Annotated in this window: 15 protein-coding genes and 1 riboswitch; of the genes, 9 read left to right on the forward strand and 6 right to left on the reverse strand. The window is 72.3% G+C overall.

The window, feature by feature from the left end; genetic code table 11:
* Nucleotides 1–204: 204 nt before the first annotated feature.
* On the reverse strand, nucleotides 205–666 hold the full coding sequence (locus CHF16_RS29420; protein ID WP_089329401.1) for an SSI family serine proteinase inhibitor: 462 nt from the start codon (nucleotides 664–666) through the stop codon (nucleotides 205–207).
* A 47-nt stretch (nucleotides 667–713) separates the two neighbouring features.
* Between CHF16_RS29420 and CHF16_RS29425 the strand changes: the two genes are divergently transcribed.
* The 4 genes from CHF16_RS29425 (at nucleotide 714) to CHF16_RS29440 (ending at nucleotide 5618) form a co-directional block, all read left to right on the forward strand.
* On the forward strand, nucleotides 714–1049 hold the full coding sequence (locus CHF16_RS29425) for a rhodanese-like domain-containing protein (RefSeq protein ID WP_089329402.1): 336 nt from the start codon (nucleotides 714–716) through the stop codon (nucleotides 1047–1049).
* Between the two features lie 55 nt (nucleotides 1050–1104).
* Nucleotides 1105–1222, forward strand: a riboswitch (TPP riboswitch).
* Nucleotides 1215–2618 (forward strand): purine-cytosine permease family protein, encoded by a 1404-nt coding sequence (locus CHF16_RS29430; RefSeq protein WP_089329403.1) that lies wholly within the window; start codon nucleotides 1215–1217, stop codon nucleotides 2616–2618. Its footprint overlaps the riboswitch before it by 8 nt.
* 76 nt (nucleotides 2619–2694) lie before the next feature.
* Nucleotides 2695–4701 carry a sensor histidine kinase gene (locus CHF16_RS29435; protein WP_089329404.1) on the forward strand — a complete coding sequence of 669 codons (2007 nt, stop codon included), beginning with the start codon at nucleotides 2695–2697 and terminating at the stop codon, nucleotides 4699–4701.
* A 395-nt stretch (nucleotides 4702–5096) separates the two neighbouring features.
* Nucleotides 5097–5618 (forward strand): ATP-binding protein, encoded by a 522-nt coding sequence (locus tag CHF16_RS29440; RefSeq protein WP_281259408.1) that lies wholly within the window; start codon nucleotides 5097–5099, stop codon nucleotides 5616–5618.
* A 431-nt stretch (nucleotides 5619–6049) separates the two neighbouring features.
* Here CHF16_RS29440 and CHF16_RS29445 read toward each other — a convergent pair whose 3' ends face one another.
* A complete protein-coding gene (locus CHF16_RS29445; RefSeq protein WP_245869467.1) occupies nucleotides 6050–7252 on the reverse strand; it encodes an arginine deiminase in 1203 nt (400 codons plus the stop codon).
* 34 nt (nucleotides 7253–7286) lie between these two features.
* Between CHF16_RS29445 and CHF16_RS29450 the strand changes: the two genes are divergently transcribed.
* The 3 genes from CHF16_RS29450 (at nucleotide 7287) to CHF16_RS29460 (ending at nucleotide 11121) form a co-directional block, all read left to right on the forward strand.
* Nucleotides 7287–8504 (forward strand): MFS transporter, encoded by a 1218-nt coding sequence (locus CHF16_RS29450; protein ID WP_179271757.1) that lies wholly within the window; start codon nucleotides 7287–7289, stop codon nucleotides 8502–8504.
* A 349-nt stretch (nucleotides 8505–8853) separates the two neighbouring features.
* A complete protein-coding gene (tuf, locus tag CHF16_RS29455) occupies nucleotides 8854–10038 on the forward strand; it encodes an elongation factor Tu (RefSeq protein WP_089329408.1) in 1185 nt (394 codons plus the stop codon).
* Between the two features lie 204 nt (nucleotides 10039–10242).
* Nucleotides 10243–11121 (forward strand): endonuclease/exonuclease/phosphatase family protein, encoded by an 879-nt coding sequence (locus tag CHF16_RS29460; protein ID WP_089329409.1) that lies wholly within the window; start codon nucleotides 10243–10245, stop codon nucleotides 11119–11121.
* A gap of 57 nt (nucleotides 11122–11178) precedes the next feature.
* Here CHF16_RS29460 and CHF16_RS29465 read toward each other — a convergent pair whose 3' ends face one another.
* From CHF16_RS29465 to CHF16_RS40510, 3 genes are all read right to left on the reverse strand, one after another.
* A complete protein-coding gene (locus CHF16_RS29465) occupies nucleotides 11179–12735 on the reverse strand; it encodes a long-chain-fatty-acid--CoA ligase (RefSeq protein ID WP_089329410.1) in 1557 nt (518 codons plus the stop codon).
* A gap of 87 nt (nucleotides 12736–12822) precedes the next feature.
* Complete coding sequence (locus CHF16_RS40505; RefSeq protein ID WP_179271758.1) at nucleotides 12823–12993, reverse strand: hypothetical protein; 171 nt, start codon at nucleotides 12991–12993, stop codon at nucleotides 12823–12825.
* Nucleotides 12994–13109: 116 nt separating this feature from the next.
* Entirely contained in the window at nucleotides 13110–13685 is a 576-nt protein-coding gene (locus CHF16_RS40510) for a hypothetical protein (RefSeq protein WP_089329411.1), read from the reverse strand.
* A 135-nt stretch (nucleotides 13686–13820) separates the two neighbouring features.
* Between CHF16_RS40510 and CHF16_RS29475 the strand changes: the two genes are divergently transcribed.
* Together CHF16_RS29475 and CHF16_RS29480 are read left to right on the forward strand one after the other, a co-directional pair.
* Nucleotides 13821–14528, forward strand: a complete 708-nt coding sequence (locus tag CHF16_RS29475; RefSeq protein WP_089329459.1) for a response regulator transcription factor — start codon at nucleotides 13821–13823, stop codon at nucleotides 14526–14528.
* Complete coding sequence (locus tag CHF16_RS29480; RefSeq protein WP_245869469.1) at nucleotides 14525–15649, forward strand: sensor histidine kinase; 1125 nt, start codon at nucleotides 14525–14527, stop codon at nucleotides 15647–15649. The genes CHF16_RS29475 and CHF16_RS29480 overlap by 4 nt, the downstream gene beginning before the upstream one ends.
* An 86-nt stretch (nucleotides 15650–15735) precedes the next feature.
* On the opposite strand, the gene CHF16_RS29485 is transcribed toward CHF16_RS29480, so the two are convergent.
* Nucleotides 15736–16119, reverse strand: coding sequence for a hypothetical protein (locus CHF16_RS29485; RefSeq protein WP_245869471.1), 384 nt, complete (start codon nucleotides 16117–16119; stop codon nucleotides 15736–15738).
* Between the last annotated feature and the right edge of the window lie 149 nt (nucleotides 16120–16268).

The following is a 16268-nucleotide window of genomic DNA, read 5'->3' on the forward strand; positions in this document are numbered from 1 at the left end:
ATGGAGCCGCATCGGATGGCGGCGCCGTCCAGGCCCCGCGGTGCCGCCACCCGATGCACCCTTCTGCGCGTGGATGCACCCCTCTGCGCGCGTGAACGATTCAGGGCGTGAACGAGTCAGGCCCCGGCGGGTGCCGGGGCCTGACGATGGAGACTGACGATGGAGAACCGAGCCGGAACGGGGAAGGCTGGTTCGGGACCGGTCTCAGCGGACCTTCGGCACGTCGCCGAAGACGGGGCCCACCTCGGTCCAGCGGTGGAGCTGGCAGCCGTCGCCACGGGTGAACTTCGTGTCGATCGGCTTGTCCCGCCAGGTGCCCTTGACCGTGGCGATCTCAGGACCGCCGTAGATCTTGGTGCACATCTGGTCCTTGGGGACGGGTTTGAAGGGTTCCTTGGCCTTGGTCAGGGCCGCGCAGGCGTCGGCGGCCTTCGGATGGGTACCGCCTGGAGGATCGCAGGTCAGCGTCCAGGTCTTGGCGGGGGCCTCCGCGGAGGCCTTGACGGTGATGGTGAGCGTGTCCGCCGGGGTGCCGGAGGGCTGCACGGACGTGGTGCCCGAAGGCTCCGCGGCGGGATTTCCGTTGGCCTGTTCGTCGCCGCAGGCGGCCAGGGTCAGGAGCGTGGCCACACCGGGCGCGGCGAACAGGAGCGTCCGATACCGCATGCGTGATTCGACGCGGTGCCGGTTCGCGCGGTTCCATGGGGGGCGTGATGAATTTCGGGGAAGAGGTGCCCGCCGTCGGCGCCGCCGACGTACCGCGGGACGGCTACCTGCTCGACGTCCGGGAGCAGGACGAGTGGGACGCCGGGCACGCGCCCGAGGCGGTCCACATCCCGATGCGCCAGCTCGGCGACCGGGCCGGCGAGGTCCCGCGCGACCGGGAGGTCTTCGTGATCTGCCGGTCCGGGGCGCGGTCGGCGCAGGTGACGGTGGCGCTGAACCAGGCGGGCTGGCTGGCCAGGAACGTCGCGGGCGGGATGCAGAGCTGGGCGGAGGCCGGGCGTCCCATGGAGGGCGCCGGGGACGGCCCGCCGTACGTGGCGTGATCCGTACCGTATGCCCCCTTCTGGGGGACGACGGGCGGTTGTACGATCAGGGCTGACCGATAACCGCGGGAGCTCGGGCCAGAAGCCGGGCTGAGAGGGCGGCCACCAGGGCGCCGCCGACCGCATGAACCTGTCCGGGTAATGCCGGCGTAGGGAGCGTGTCCCGTGACGTCCGACGTCGAAAAGCGCCCTCACGAGGGCGGGCGGTCCGCCGACGAGGCCCCCCTCACCCTCGACGAGCCCGCCCCGAAGGTCCTCGGCTTCTGGGACCAGAGCGCGTTCTGGGCCAACCTCGGAGTCAGCCTCCTGGCCTTCTCCGGCGCCTACACCGTCCTCGCGCCGGACGCCGACGGCAGGCCGACGATCTCCATCATGGCGGGCATCGTCGCGATGGCCGTCGGGACGGCGCTCGGCGGGCTGATGCTCGGCCTCGCCGCCGTCCCCGGCGCCCGCACCGGGCAGCCCGCGATGGTGCTGCTGCGCGGCCTGTTCGGCGCCCGGCTGTCGTACGCACCGACCGTGCTGAACATCGCGCAGCTCGTCGGCTGGGGGACGTTCGAGCTGATCGTCATCGCCGACGCGGCCCGCGAGCTGTGGGACGGCGTGCCGCGCTGGGGCTACGTCGTCGCCGCCGGCGCGATCACGACCGTGCTGACGGTCTGGCCGCTCGGCTCGGTGCGGCTGTTGCGCCGCTACGTGACCGTCGCCGTCGGGATCGCGCTGGTCTACTTCTACGTGGAGCTCGTCCGGCAGCCGCTGCCCGACCTGTCGGACGGCTCGTGGGGCGGCTTCTGGATCGGCGCGGACGCCGCGCTCGCGGTGTCGATCTCCTGGGTGCCGGTCGCCGCCGACTACACCCGGCACTCGCGGACGGAGCGGGCGGCGTTCGGCGCCGCGTCGATCGGCTACTCGGTCACGCAGATCATCGCCTACGTCCTCGGCCTGCTGGCGCTCGCGCTGGTCGCGGGCGACAGCACCCGCGTCTTCGACCCGTTCCTCGGCGCCACGCTCGGGGTGGTCTTCTTCGCGGTCTTCGTGCTGCGGGAGGCGGACCAGTCGTTCGCCGACACCTACTCCACCGCCGTGTCGATCCAGAACCTGTTCCCGCGCGCCGACCGCCGCGTGCTGAGCGTGGCGCTCGGCGCGGTCATCACCGTCCTCGCGCTCGTCCTGGACATCGGCGACTACGCGGGCTTCCTGACGCTGATCGGGTCGGTGTTCGTGCCGATGCTGGGCGTCCTCGCCGCGGACTTCTTCCTCGGCCGCCGCCGCACCCCGCGCGGCGCGGAGGGCGCGGAGGGCACGGAGGGCACGGAGGCCGCCGGGCTGGACGGGTGGGACGTGTCGCGGCGCGCGCCGTCCCGTTGGGGGATGATCGCGGCCTGGGCGGTCGGGTTCGCGGTCTACCAGTTGATCAACCCGGGCACCGTCGCGCACTGGGCGGGCTTCTGGCGGGACGTCCAGGAGGCGCTGCACTTCACGCCGCAGAGCTGGATGAGCGCATCGCTGCTGTCGTTCCTGGTCGCGGGCGTGGCCGCGCTCCTCATCGGGAGGCTTACCAGGCGGTAGCCTTGCCGGAAGGTAAGGTTCCCGTGGCAATTTTCGATGCAAGTTACCCGGCGCCGCGCCGGAGTCCGGTGGCACGATGACAGACGTGTACGAGCACGTCCACGATCCCATCGCGCGGGCCGTCATCGAGAGCGCCGCCGACGCGATCGTGGCGGTGGACCAGCGGCACCGGGTCACCGTCTGGAACCCGGCGGCCGAGCGCATGTTCGGCTGGACCGCCGCGGAGATGATCGGGCGGGTCCCGCCGATCGTCCCGCACGAGCTGAAGGCCGAGCACAACGCCGTCCAGGAGCGGCTGCTCACCCGGCCCGCCGGGCCGGGCGACAGCGGGCAGATCTCGATCGCGACCCGCCGCTTCCACCGCGACGGCCGCCTCATCGACGTGCGCATCGACACGAGCCTGCTGAAGGACCCGAGCGGCACGCTGCTCGGCTGGGTCGGGGTGTACCACCCGGTCGAGGAGGACGAGCTCGTCCAGCACCACATGACCGAGCGGGCGCGGCTCGTCCGGCGGCTGAACGACATCGTCGCCGACCTGAACGCCGAGCTGGACCTGAACGTCGTCCTCGACCGGATCACCACCGCGCTGATCGAGCTGACCGGCGCCGACGCGGGCGGGTTCGTCCGGATCGAGGGCGAGCGGCTGCGGCTGGTCAGCATGTCCGGGCTGCCGGAGCACATGCGCGACCGCACCGCCGACCTGCGCACCAGCCTCGTCGGGGAGCTGCTGCGGTCCGGCAAGACCGTCAAGCTCGCGACCGGCGCGCGGCGCCTCGGCGACCTGATCTGGTCCGAGCTGCCCGGCCTGCACACGATCGCGCTCGGCCTGTCCTACCTGCAGAACCGCCCGTACGGCGCGCTGTACGCGCTCTTCTCCGGCAGCAAGGCCGGGCACACCGAGCTGGAACTGCTGGAGCTGCTCGCCGGGCACGCCGGCGTCGCGGTCGGCAACGCCGTCGCCTACGCGGAGGTCGTCCGGCAGCGGGCGCACGAGCGCGCGGTGATCGACTCCAGCGCGGACGGCATCGCCGTGCTCGACCAGGATCTCGTCGTCCGGCAGTGGAACCCGGCCGCGCACGCGCTCACCGGGATCCCGCCGGAGGAGGCGATCGGCCGCCCGCTGCCGTTCGGCATGCCCGCGCTCGGCGAGATGCTCACCTTCCGGCTGGAGTCGGGGACGTGGCTGAACGTCCTCGCCGCCGAGATCGAGGAGACCGGCGAGCTGGTCGTCGACTTCCGCGACGTGTCCGAGGCGAAGGCCCTCGAAGAGGCCAAGGACCTGTTCCTCGCCACCACCAGCCACGAGCTGCGCACCCCGATCACGGTCGTGCGGGGCTTCGCGTCCACCCTGGTCAACCGGTGGGACGAGCTGGCCGACGCCGACCGCCGCACCGCCGTCGCCACCATCGCCGAGCGCGCCCAGTCGCTCGCCCGCCTCGTCGAGCACCTGCTGCTCGGCTCGCGGGCCGGGGCCGACGAGCTGGCCGTGACGATCGAGCCGTTCGACCTGAGCCGGGTGCTGGAGGGCGTCGTCGCCGGGTTCCGGTCGCTGTCGCCGCTGCACCGCGTGGAGCTGGAGATCGCGCCCGACCTGCCGCCCTGCCGGGGGGACGCGATGGCGACCGACATCGTGCTCGGGCAGCTGCTGGAGAACGCCTTCAAGTACTCGCCGGACGGCGGGACGGTCCTCGTCCACGCCTACCCCGAGGGCTCCGACATCGTGGTGAAGGTCGTGGACGAGGGGATCGGCATCCCGGCCGGCGACCACGAGCGGGTCTTCGAGCGGTTCGTCCAGGGGGAATCCGGCGACCGCCGCCGCTTCGGCGGCATCGGCCTCGGGCTGTACATCGTGAAACGGCTGACCGAGGCCCAGGGCGGGAGAATCTCAGCCCATCCGGCTGAACGTGAGGGATATCACAGTAGAACCTCCGACATCACTATTGGTGGTGAGGTGTCGGAAATGGAACGGACCAACAACCGGCCGCACACCCTGCTCCGGGCGGCCCCCGGGCGCGGACCCGCAGGTGGCGCGCGTGCGGGCGAGGGAACGTGCATGCGGCTCGTGCTGCGCGGTGCCCGATGACCGAGATTGGTTACTCACCGTGACGACACTCCCTCGGGTGCGGCCCGGTGAGACCGTTGTGACCTGGGCGTTCAGCGGTCTCGATGGGTGGCAACCTTGCCTCGTGCGAGAAAGTACGGTGACCGCAGAGTGTGATGGACGAAACGCGTGCGGGAGGAGTAAGTCCGCCGTTGGCTGGATAGATCCTTTGTTGGTTGCCGTTGGTGACGAGATTCCGTTCGGGGGTGATCACCGTGACCGGACGGCCAGTGACTCGTTGTGCAGGTGATGGCCTGGAGGGTCCGGGTTTCCGGTCCCGACCATCAGGGCATTCCGGTCGTACCGGAAAAGCGGCGAACGGGACTCGTCCGAGTAGTGCAACCAGGGGGAGGTGAGGGCGTCTGAGCGTCGTACTGCTGCCACACGCACCGTCCAGCGTCGCGGTCGCCCGGAGGCGCCTCAGCTCGGAGCTGGTCGACTCGGGCGTCTACGAATCCGTCGTGGACGACGCCAGCGTCATCGTCAGCGAACTCATCAGCAACGCCCTGCGCCATGCCCGCCCGCTCCCGTCCGGCGAGGTGCGGGTGTGCTGGCTGCGTCGCGGGGACGTCCTCGAACTGGAGGTCAGCGACGGCGGAGCGATGACCGAACCGCGCCGCGGGCCGGGCACGCTCTCCTCGCTCGGCGGCCGCGGCCTCGGCATCGTGGAGGCCCTGTCCGACGGCTGGGGGGTCCGCCACGAGGAGGGCGCCACCACGGTCTGGGCCGTCCTGCGCGCGCCCAGGTCGGGGGAGGATGACGACCGCTCCGCCCCCACCGGGATGCATGCCGTCGTGCCTGATCTGTCCGACTTTCCGGACCTGCTGGACGAGCCGGACGAGGATCTGTGCGACCGAACCAGGAATGGAAGTACCCCAAGCGGGGCATATCCGGCATAAGAGGGCCCCGCCTGGAAGGAACCCCGCCCGACCTTGTATGGTCCTCCCAAGCTCGGGCGCTGTCGTGCCCCCGTCGACACCGCCCGAGCTGTTTTCATTGCTTCGCTCTCGGCGTCAGGCGCTGGGGCGCCTTCCTTCCACGAGCGAAGCGGCGATCGCTGCATCGCTCCGATCTCGCCTTGCGGCTCGCTCCGCGATCAGGTTTCTCGCAGGCTCGAAACCTGCCTTCGGACGCGATCGCAACGCGCGGCTCGCTGTCAGCTGAGCTTACGGACGATCCTCTGACGGTGACCTGTGGCTGAGGACCTGGTGCTGGTGTCCTTGCTTGTCCGCTGGGCGGTGCGGGGTCCGCGATGAGTCGTTATTCGGGTTCGGGCGCATGAGCGGGGCTCTGGGGGCTCGGCCGCGACGCACTGTCAGATGTCGTCTTGTCAGATGTCGTCGCGGAGGACGGGGCAGGACATGCAGCGGGGGCCGCCGCGGCCGGTGCCCAGTTCGCTGCCGCTGATGCGGATCACTTCGATGCCCGACGCCTCCAGCTGGGCGTTCGTCTCGATGTTGCGCTCGTAGGCGACGCAGAGGCGGGGGGCCACCGCGAGGGTGTTGTTGCCGTCGTCCCACTGCTCGCGCTCGGCGGTGACCGGGTCCAGGCCGGTGTCGATCACCTTGAGGCGGTCGAGGCCCATCGCCTCGGCGGCGGCCTCCAGGAAGGGGCGCGGCTCCGAGACGCGCAGGTCGCCGCCGGCCAGGGTGACCGTGTGGGCCGTGAGCGAGTGCGCCACCGGCGGATACATGACGACGGTGTCGACATCCACCATCGTGCAGACGGTGTCCAGGTGCATGGTGGCGCGCTCCTGGGCGATCGGGACGGCCAGGACGGTGTGCGCCAGGTCCGCGGCGAAGACCTGGCGGGCCAAGCGCTCGACGCCGGCGGGGGTCGTCCGCTCGCCGGTGCCGACCGCGATCACGCCCGGAGCCAGCAGGAGGACGTCCCCGCCCTCGACGTGCTCCAGCGACGGCGAGTACACCGGCTCCACCCCGGAGAAGCGGGGGTGGTGCGCGTAGACGAGGCCCGTCAGGGCGGACTCGCGGCGGCGCGCCTCCATGGCCAGGCTCGTCACCGCGACGCGGTCGCCGATCCAGGTGCTGTTGTCGCGGGTGAACAGCAGGCCGGGCAGCGGGTCGATGATGAAGTCGAGCCGGTCCATGAGCCGGTACACCAGGCCGTGCCCCGACTTCAGCTCCTCGTGCGCGAGGCCGCCGATCAGCGTCTGGGTGAGGTTCTCCGGGGTGAGGTCGCGCAGGTAGTCCTCGACGACGCGGCGGAGCTGGTCGCCGAGGCGCAGGTCGCCGACCACGTCGGCGATCGCCTGGTCGCGCGCCGGCTCGTACTCCAGCGCGTCCTGGAGCAGCTCGGTCAGGTAGAGGACCTCGACGCCGCGGGAGCGCAGGGCGTCCGCGAACGCGTCGTGCTCCTCCTGGGCGCGGCCCGCCCACGGGATCGCGTCGAACAGCAGCTTGTCGCTGTTGCGCGGGGTGAGCCGTCTCAGTTCCGCGCCGGGGCGGTGCAGCAGGACGGTCCGCAGCCGTCCGACCTCGCTGGTGACCCGGTGCTCTGTCTTCGCTGCCGTCACTCTTCGCAGTCTAAGCATGTGCCAGCATTCGATCGTGATCGGACGGAGCGCGGCGCTGCCGCTACACCTCACCTCGGCGACGCTGCTGCGGGTGTCGGCCGAGGGCGTCGCGACGGCGCTGGTGCTGACCGTCGAGGCGCGGACGGGCGACGCGGCCACCGCCGGATACCTGCAGACCGCGATGACGCTGCCGTACGTGCTGAGCGGCCCGATCATCGGGAGCGCGCTGGACCGGGTGGCGCGCCCCCGGTCGGTCGCGGTCGTCCTCGCCGCCTGCTACGCCGTCGCGACGGGGCTGCTGCTGGCCACGGCGGGAAGCTCGCCGCTCGTGCTGGCGCTCGCCGTCGCCGCCGTGATCGGCTGCACCGAGCCGATCGTCGTCGCGCTGACGAGCCTGCTGCCGAGGTTCGTCCCGGAAGGACGCCTGTCGCGCGCCTATGGGCTGGAGGCGTCCAGCTACAACCTCGCGGGCATCGCGGGGCCCGGCCTCGCCGCGGCGCTCGCCTCGCTGGCGGGCGGCCAGTACGCGGGCACCGTCGTGGTCGCCGTGGGCGTCCTGGGCCTGCTGACCCTGCCGCTCCTGCCGTTCCCGGGGCCGGAAGCCGGTCCGCCGGCGAAGCGGCCGGGCGGGCTCTCGGTGATCACGGGCGGGCTCGTCGTGCTGGTCGAGGGCCGGGTCCTGCGGGCGCTGACGGCGGCCACGACCCTGGCCTGGACGGGCTTCGGAGGCGTCGCGGTGACGGCGGTACTGCTCGCCGAGCACATCGGGGCCCCGCCGAGCGCGGGCGGGCGGCTCCTCGTGGCGCTGGCGGTCGGGTCGCTGATCGGCTCGCTGGCGTCCAGCCGGTGGCTGACGCCGAAGCACGCGGAACCGGTCATGATCGGCGGGCTGGTCGCGTTCGGGGCGGCCCTCGCGGCCCTCGCCGTCGCGCCCTCGCTGCCGTGGGCGACGGCGGCGTTCGTCGCGGCGGGGATCGCCGAGGGGCCGGTGTTCGCCGCCACGCTGATGCTCCGCCAGCGCGAGGCGCCGCCCGACCGGCTCGGCCAGGTCAACACCACGGCCGGCAGCCTGAAGATCGGCGCGTCCGCGCTCGGCGCCGCGCTGACCGCCGTCGCCGCGGACGCGGCCGGGCCCGTCGGCCTGGTGCTCGGGATCGCCGGATTCCAGTTCCTCGGCGCGGCCGTCGGGCTGGTCCTGCTGTACGTCCCCCGGCGCGAAAAATCGGTCGACGTGGACGTTGTTCGTCCTTAATGTCCGGAGGGTAGAGCCCGCAGCCGGCGCCTGGACGCTCGCGGTCACCATCCCGCTGACGCGCGGCGCCGGCTGCCTCCTTCCCCGCGGAAAATGCATCGACTTCCCTTCGCGGGCTCCGTAGTGTGCGGGGCATGTTCTTCCCGGCCGGCACCCTCACGCTCGCAGGCATCGACCTGCCGGGCGCGCTGCCGGCCGCCCTCTTCGCGGCAGCGGCCGCCGCGGACGGCGTCCGACGCTGACCCCTCTCCGTCCCGCCTCCGGAGAACCAGCGGAGGGGGGTCGACCGAGTGACCGCGGCCTGAGCGCCGCGCGGGTTCTCACGTTCGGATCATCGTGAGGACGGATCATGGCGAAGAAGCTCTACGAGCGCGACAAGCCCCACCTGAACATCGGGACGATGGGGCACGTCGACCACGGCAAGACGACGCTGACCGCGGCGATCACGAAGGTGCTCGCCGAGCGCGGGCTCGCGTCGGCGGTGCCGTTCGACCGCATCGACCGGGCCCCGGAGGAGCGCGACCGCGGCATCACCATCAACGTCGCGCACGTCCAGTACGCGACCGCGACCAGGCACTACGCCCACGTCGACATGCCCGGCCACGCCGACTACGTGAAGAACATGATCTCCGGTGCCGCCCAGGTGGACGGGGCCGTGCTCGTGGTCTCCGCGCAGGACGGCGCCATGCCGCAGACGCGGGAGCACATCGTGCTCGCGCGGCAGGTCGGCGTCGAGCACATCGTGGTGGCGCTGAACAAGGCCGACATGGTGGACGACACCGAGCTGCTCGACCTCGTCGAGCTGGAGGTCCGGGAGCTGCTGTCCGAGTACGGGTTCCCCGGCGAGGAGATACCGATCGTCCGGGTGTCCGGGCTGCGGGCGCTGGAGGGCGACCCGTACTGGACGGCCCGCATCGGCGACCTGCTCGACGCGATCGACGCGTACGTGCCCGTCCCGCGCAGGGTGCTGGACGCGCCGTTCCTCATGCCGGTCGAGAGCGTGCTCACGATCACCGGGCGCGGCACCGTCGTGACCGGGGTCGTGGCGCAGGGCTCGGTCCGGCTCGGGGACGCGGTGGAGGTCGTCGGGCTCGGCGAGTCGTTCGGCACCGTCGCGACGGGGCTGGAGACGTTCGGGCAGACGATGGACCGCGCGGAGGCGGGCGACAACACGGCCATGCTGCTGCGCGGGGTCAAGCGCGACCAGGTGCGGCGGGGCCAGGTGGTCAGCGCGCCGGGCGCGATCCGGCCGCACCTGCGGTTCCGGGCGCGGGTCCGGGTGCTGACCGCCGCCGAGGGCGGCCGGTCCCGGCCGTTCTTCCACGGGTACCGGCCGCAGTTCCACTTCCGCACGACGGACGTGGTCGGCGGCATCGACCTCGGCGGCGAGGGCGGCATGGCGCTGCCCGGCGACACCGTCGACATGGCCGTCGAGCTGGGCAAGCCGGTCGCGATGACCGCCGGGCTCGGCTTCGCGGTGCGCGAGGGCGGCCGGACGGTCGGCGCCGGCACGGTGACCGAGCTGCTCGACTAGCGGGGGCTGCTCGACTAGCGGGACGGCCGCGCGACCAGCGGGGCGGGGGCCCGGCGGAGGAATCCGCCGGGTCCCTTAGCCTGTGGAACGCCCGGAATCGCCGCATCCTGGATGACCGCGTGGTCGGGAAACGCTGGCGGATGCGATCTTGATGTGGTGAGATTTCGGCATTACCCCCGCAGATAGCCCCATTCTGGAGAACGTGTGCGATCCCCCCGCGCCCTGATCCCCCTGCTCTCGGTCGGCGCGGCCGCCGCGGTCGTCACCGCGGCCGCCGCCGGCGCGAGCATCGACGGCCTGCCGGGGGGTGGCGGACCCGCCCACGCCGACGCCCCGGCCCCCCGCCCGGCGGCGGTGACGATCAACGCGGTCACCTGGAACGTCTGCGGCGGCCCCGGCTGCCCGTCCGCGGCGGCGCCCGCCGCGCTCGCCAAGCAGATCGTCCAGCGGACGAAGGCCACCGAGGTCGGCGGGCGCAAGGTCAGGACGAACGCCGTCCTCCTCCAGGAGGTCTGCGAGGGGCAGATCCGCACCGTCAAGAAGTCCGCGTCCACCTGGACGTGGGCGTTCGCCGCCTCGCCCGGCGCCGCCGCCTGCGCGCAGGGCCAGGGCCGGGTCGGCGTCGCCATCGGCACCGACAGCCCGTTGACCGAGACCCGCCAGGCCAAGCTCCCGGCACCGGCGGGCCAGACGCGGATCGCCCTGTGCGGCGAGGTCGAGTCGTGGGCGACGCGGGTGTGCGTCACGCAGTTCAACCCGTCCGAGGGCGGCGACTGGCGGCAGAAGCAGGCGCGCGCGCTCGCCGTGCTCGGCGGCACCGACCGCGTCCTGCTCGGCGGCGACTTCGCCGACAGCCCGGACAGCCCGGCGCTCGACCCCCTCTACGACGCCTACGCCGAGTGCGACCAGTCCGGGTCGTCCCGCACCGGCGCGATGACCCGCCAGAACTGGCAGGGCAGCGCCGTGCAGAAGACGGACTACCTGTTCCTCCCGAAGTCGGCCGGGGTCTCGTGCAGCGTCCCCGCCGCCCGCATCCGGACGTCCGACCACCGTCCGATGTCCGCCGAAGTCCGCTTCAAGTGACCACCGGGCCCCGGCCCACCGCACCGCGATGGCCCGAGGCCCGGCCTCCTCAGTCGGCTAATGCACTGACCTGTCCTTGCCCTCCCAATAAGGGGCGCGGAGTTCGCGCTTGAGGATCTTGCCGGTGGGGTTGCGGGGGATCTCGTCGCGGCGCTCGACCGAGCTCGGGCACTTGAAGTGGGCGAGGCGCTCGCGGCAGTACTCGATGATGTCCTTCTCGGGGACGTCCGAGGACAGCACGACCAGCGCCTTCGGGGTCTCGCCCCACCGCTCGTCCGGGACGCCGATGACCGCGCAGTCGGACACGGCGGGGTGGCCCATCAGGACGTTCTCCACCTCCGCCGGGTAGATGTTCTCCCCACCGGAGATGATCATGTCCTTGACGCGGTCGTGGATGTAGAGGTAGCCGTCCTCGTCCAGGTAGCCCGCGTCGCCGGTGCGGAACCAGTTGTCGTCGGACAGGGCGCTCGCCGTCGCCTCCGGCATCCCCCAGTAGCCCTTCATGTTCTGCGGGGTCTTGCACAGGATCTCGCCGACCTGCCCGGCGGGCACCTCCTCCTGCGTCGCCGGGTCGACGATCCTCAGGACGGTGTTGTCGTTGGCGAGCCCGGCGCTGCGCAGCCGGTGGGTGTTCGGGCCGTCCGGGTCGTGGTCGGCGGCGGGCAGCATCGTGATCGCGCCGGTGACCTCCGTCAGCCCGTACACCTGCATGAACTTGGTGTTCGGCAACATCCGCATGGCGCCGCGCAGGACGTCCTCGCTGATCGGGGACGCGCCGTACAGCATGAGCCGCAGGCTGGACAGGTCGCACGCGGCGACCTCCGGGATCAGCTGCATGAACTGGAGCAGCACCGGGACGAGGAAGATGTGCGTCACCCGGTGCCGCTCGATCGCCTGCGCGATCCGGGTGGGGTCGGGCTCGCGCGCGATGACGCCGGTGATCGCGTTGTAGATCGCGGAGACGGTGAGGACGTTGCCCGCGACGTGGTACATCGGCATCGCGACCATCAGGACGGACGACTCGTCGATGTCCCAGACGTCGGTCGTCACGCTCAGCGCGGCGAGGAAGTTGTCGTGCGTGAGCATGACGCCCTTGGGCAGCCCCGTCGTGCCGGACGAGTAGAGCTGGACGAACACGTCCGACGTCTCGGGCTCGTGGTCGGGCGGGGTGTCGGGCGCCGCGTCCACCCAGGCGGCGTAGTCCAGGTGGGAGTGGTCGGCGCCGTTCACGACCACCGTGTGGGTGGTGTGTTCGAGCTTGCCGGCGATCGCGTCCAGGACGGGGACGAACTCCGGCCCGACGATGAAGACCTTCGCCTGCGCGTTGTTGACGATGTAGGCGACCTCGTCGGGGGCCAGCCGGTAGTTCACGGGCACCTGGACGGCGCCGATGCGGGCCGCGCCGAACAGCTGCTCGGCGTACTCCAGCGAGTTCTTGTCCAGGATCGCGACCCGGTCGCCGCGGCCGACGCCCGCGCCGGCGAGGGCGTTCGCGACCCGGTCGGCGCGCCGGTCGAAGTCGCGGAAGGTGATCTCGCTGTCGCCCGCGATGTACGCGAGCCGATCAGGATGTGAACGTGCGCGTTCGCGCAGCACCTCAGTCAGACCGGGCACAGTATGTCCCTTTCGCCGATGACCGCCTGGTTATTCCGGCATCATGCGGTCACCGGCGAAGCCCCGCAAGGGGTATGAGCTGCTTGGTCAGCTCTTTCTGGACATCTTGGACACGGCGGTCACGGCGAGTACCACGATGACGGCGACGAATCCGATGAAGAAGAAGAACTTGAGCATCGAGATGATGGCGCCGATGACGGTCATCGCCAGCCAGATCGCGAGCACTACACCGATGATGGTCAGGATCGTCTTACCCATGTCTCCACCGTATGCGCCGGTTCCGCACCGGACATCACCCTTGGGGACGACCCTGGCCCCGACCCGTCCCCGACGCGCGGCGGAGCCGCACCCTGAGAACCCCTGGGGCCCGACCCCTACGGGCGCGGGAAGGGGCCGCCCGGCGGCGGACCCGACGGCGGGCCCGGAACAGGGGGCGCGCCAGGCCCCGGCGGGTACGGCTGCCCGTGGCCGCCGGGCGGCGGGAAGGGCGGGCCGGACGGCCCGCGCGGCGCGAGGCTGCCCGCGACCATCACGACCCGCAGGCCGCCGAGCGCACCCGCCGCCAGCGGGGCCAGCACGTCCCACTTCTCGAAGTGCGGCTTCAGCAGATCGGTGAGGAACCAGCCCGGCGTGCCGCCGTGCGTGGAGACGTACAGCAGGACACCGAGCCGCGTGCCGACGTACAGGGCGACGTAGGCCGCGACCACGGCGACGATCGGGGCGACCGGGCCGCGCGGGCGGGTGAGCATCAGCCCGATCGCCGTGAAGAAGCCCACGGCGAAGCACAGCACGGCGTAGTACCCCATCGAGCGCCGGACCTCCGCCAGGACGTCGGTCTCGTAGATGCCGAAGAACATCAGGAACGCGCCGACACCGGTCGCGACGGCGCCGCCGACGAGGATGGCGGCGATGGTCCCGATGACGGGCGTCGCGGTACGTGTCTGGGCCATCCGGACATTAAACAGGCGATCATGCGCTCGCGCAGCTCGCCAGGTCGTGGCTCCGCCGCCGGTGAATCCTTACGGGGTGGTGACGAGTCCGGGTGAACGCCCCATCCAGCGCATACGGTGTGCGGCGTGAACTCCATGACCCCCGCCGGACGCGTCCTCGTGGTCGACGACGACCCGACGGTGGCGGAGGTCGTCGCCCGCTACCTGGCCCGCGACGGGCACGAGGTGGCCTGCGTGGCGGACGGCCCGACGGCGCTGCGCCGGGCGCTCGACCACCCGCCGGACCTGATCGTCCTCGACCTCATGCTGCCCGGCATGGACGGCCTGGAGGTGTGCCGCCGCCTCCGCGAGACCTCGGCCGTGCCGATCGTGATGCTGACGGCGCTCGGCGCGGAGACCGACCGGCTCATCGGGCTGGAGACCGGCGCCGACGACTACGTGACCAAGCCGTTCAGCCCCCGCGAGCTGGCCCTGCGCGTGCGGTCGGTGCTGCGCCGGGCCCGCGGCGCGCTGGTCCCCGCCGTCCCGGCCGCGCCGCTGCGCGACGGCGACCTCGTCGTGGACGTCGGCGCGCACGAGGCGGAGCTGCGCGGCGAGCGGCTCGCGCTCACCTCCCGCGAGTTCGACCTGCTGGCGTTCCTGCTCCGCCATCCGCGGCAGGCGTTCACCCGCGACCAGCTCCTGGAACGGGTCTGGGACTGGACGTTCGGCGACTCGTCCACGGTGACCGTGCACGTCCGGCGGCTGCGGGAGAAGATCGAGGACGACCCGACCACCCCGCGCCGCATCGTCACCGTGTGGGGCGTCGGCTACCGCTACGAGCCCGCGGCGGGCGCGCCGTGATCCCCTTCGAGGACCTGCTCTGGGTCGCCTGGTACTCGGTGCTCGCCGCGTGCACCGTGGCGGCAGCGGCGCTCGCCGTGCTGTACGCCCTGCGCGACCGCTCGGTCGCCACCCAGCTCGTCGTCGTGGGCGTGGCGACGGTGCTGGCGACGATCTCCGGCATCATCGTGATCTCCTTCATGATGGTGCTGAACGACCATGACCGGTCGGTCGTCCTCGCGGTCGTGGCGGCCGCCGGCGTGGTCGCGATGGCGGTGTCGGTGCTGCTCGGGCGCCGCCTGGTGGCCGCGAACCGCACGCTCGTGGAGGCCGTCCGGGCCGACCGGTTCCGGCCCCCGGCGGCGCGCCTGCCCGCCGAGCTGGCCGAGCTGTCCCGCGAGCTGGAGGCCGCCTACGACCGGCTCGCCGCGTCCCACGAGCGCGAGCAGGCGCTGGAGGCGAGCCGCCGCGAGCTGGTCGCCTGGGTGAGCCACGACCTGCGGACCCCGCTGGCCGGGCTGCGCGCGATGGCCGAGGCCCTGGAGGACGAGGTCGTCGCCGACGCGCACACCGTCCACCGGTACCACGGCCGCATCCGCGTCGAGGTGGAGCGGCTCGCGGAGATGGTGGACGACCTGTTCGAGCTGTCCCGGATCCACGCGGGCGCGCTGCGGCTGTCCCGCGAGCGCGTCGGCCTCGCGGACCTGGTCGCCGAGGCGGTCGCGGGCACCGAGGCGCTCGCCCGCGCGAAGGGCGTGCGGCTGCGCGGCGACGCCCGCGAGGGGCTGCCCGTCCAGGTGGACGCGGGGGAGCTGGGCCGCGCGCTGCGCAACCTCGTCGTCAACGCGATCCGGCACACCCCGAGCGACGGCGCCGTGGAGATCATCGGCGAGGTCGCGGACGGGGAGGCGCGGGTGACGGTCGCCGACGCCTGCGGCGGCATCCCCGAGGACGACCTGCCGCGCGTGTTCGACGTCGCGTTCCGGGGCGAGGCGGCGCGCACCCCCGGCGGCGGCGCCGGTCTCGGGCTCGCCATCGCCCGCGGCATCGTGGAGGCGCACGCCGGGCACATCGGCGTCGCCAACGACGGGCCCGGCTGCCGCTTCGAGGTCCGCCTCCCCCTGACCGCCGTCTCCCCCTGACCGGCGCCTCCCCATGACCGGCGCCTCCCCATGATCGCCGTCGGCCCATGACCGTGCGGCCCCGCCCCTGACCGCCGTCCGGCGGGTCAGGTCTCCAGGGTCTCGGCGATCGTCCGGAACGTGGGGCAGGGCCAGCGGGACATGCAGGCGCGGCACCGGCGGATGGGCCGGTCGGGGTCGCTGGTGATGCCGCCGGCCTCCTGCGGGCGGTGCAGGTCGAGGAGCCGGACGCCGAGGTCGGCGAACGCGATGACCTCCTCCCGGGCGCCGGCGAGGAAGGCGAGGTCCTCGCGGGACAGGCGCGTCCGGACGGGGACGAAGCCGTTCCGGTTCACCAGGCGGGACAGCAGCTGCGTGGAGGTCCGCCACGAGCTGGACTTCGCCGAGCGGGTCCGGATCGCCTCCAGGCGCTCGCGGAGCCGGGTCTCTCTCGGATCGGCCTTCGGTTGCACCCGCTCAGCCTCTCTCACTCCGGCCTCCCGTGCGGGGGGAACCGCGGAGATGATCGGCCGGCGTCGCACCCCCGGCGAACCTGGAATCACGACATTACGGTACGTAGTAACCAAAGCGTGCGGGGCTGGCAAGGGGGCGACACGCCCAGGAAACACCCACGGCACAG

The sequence above is a fragment of the Actinomadura meyerae genome (assembly GCF_900188445.1).
GTDB classification, from domain to species: domain Bacteria; phylum Actinomycetota; class Actinomycetes; order Streptosporangiales; family Streptosporangiaceae; genus Spirillospora; species Spirillospora meyerae.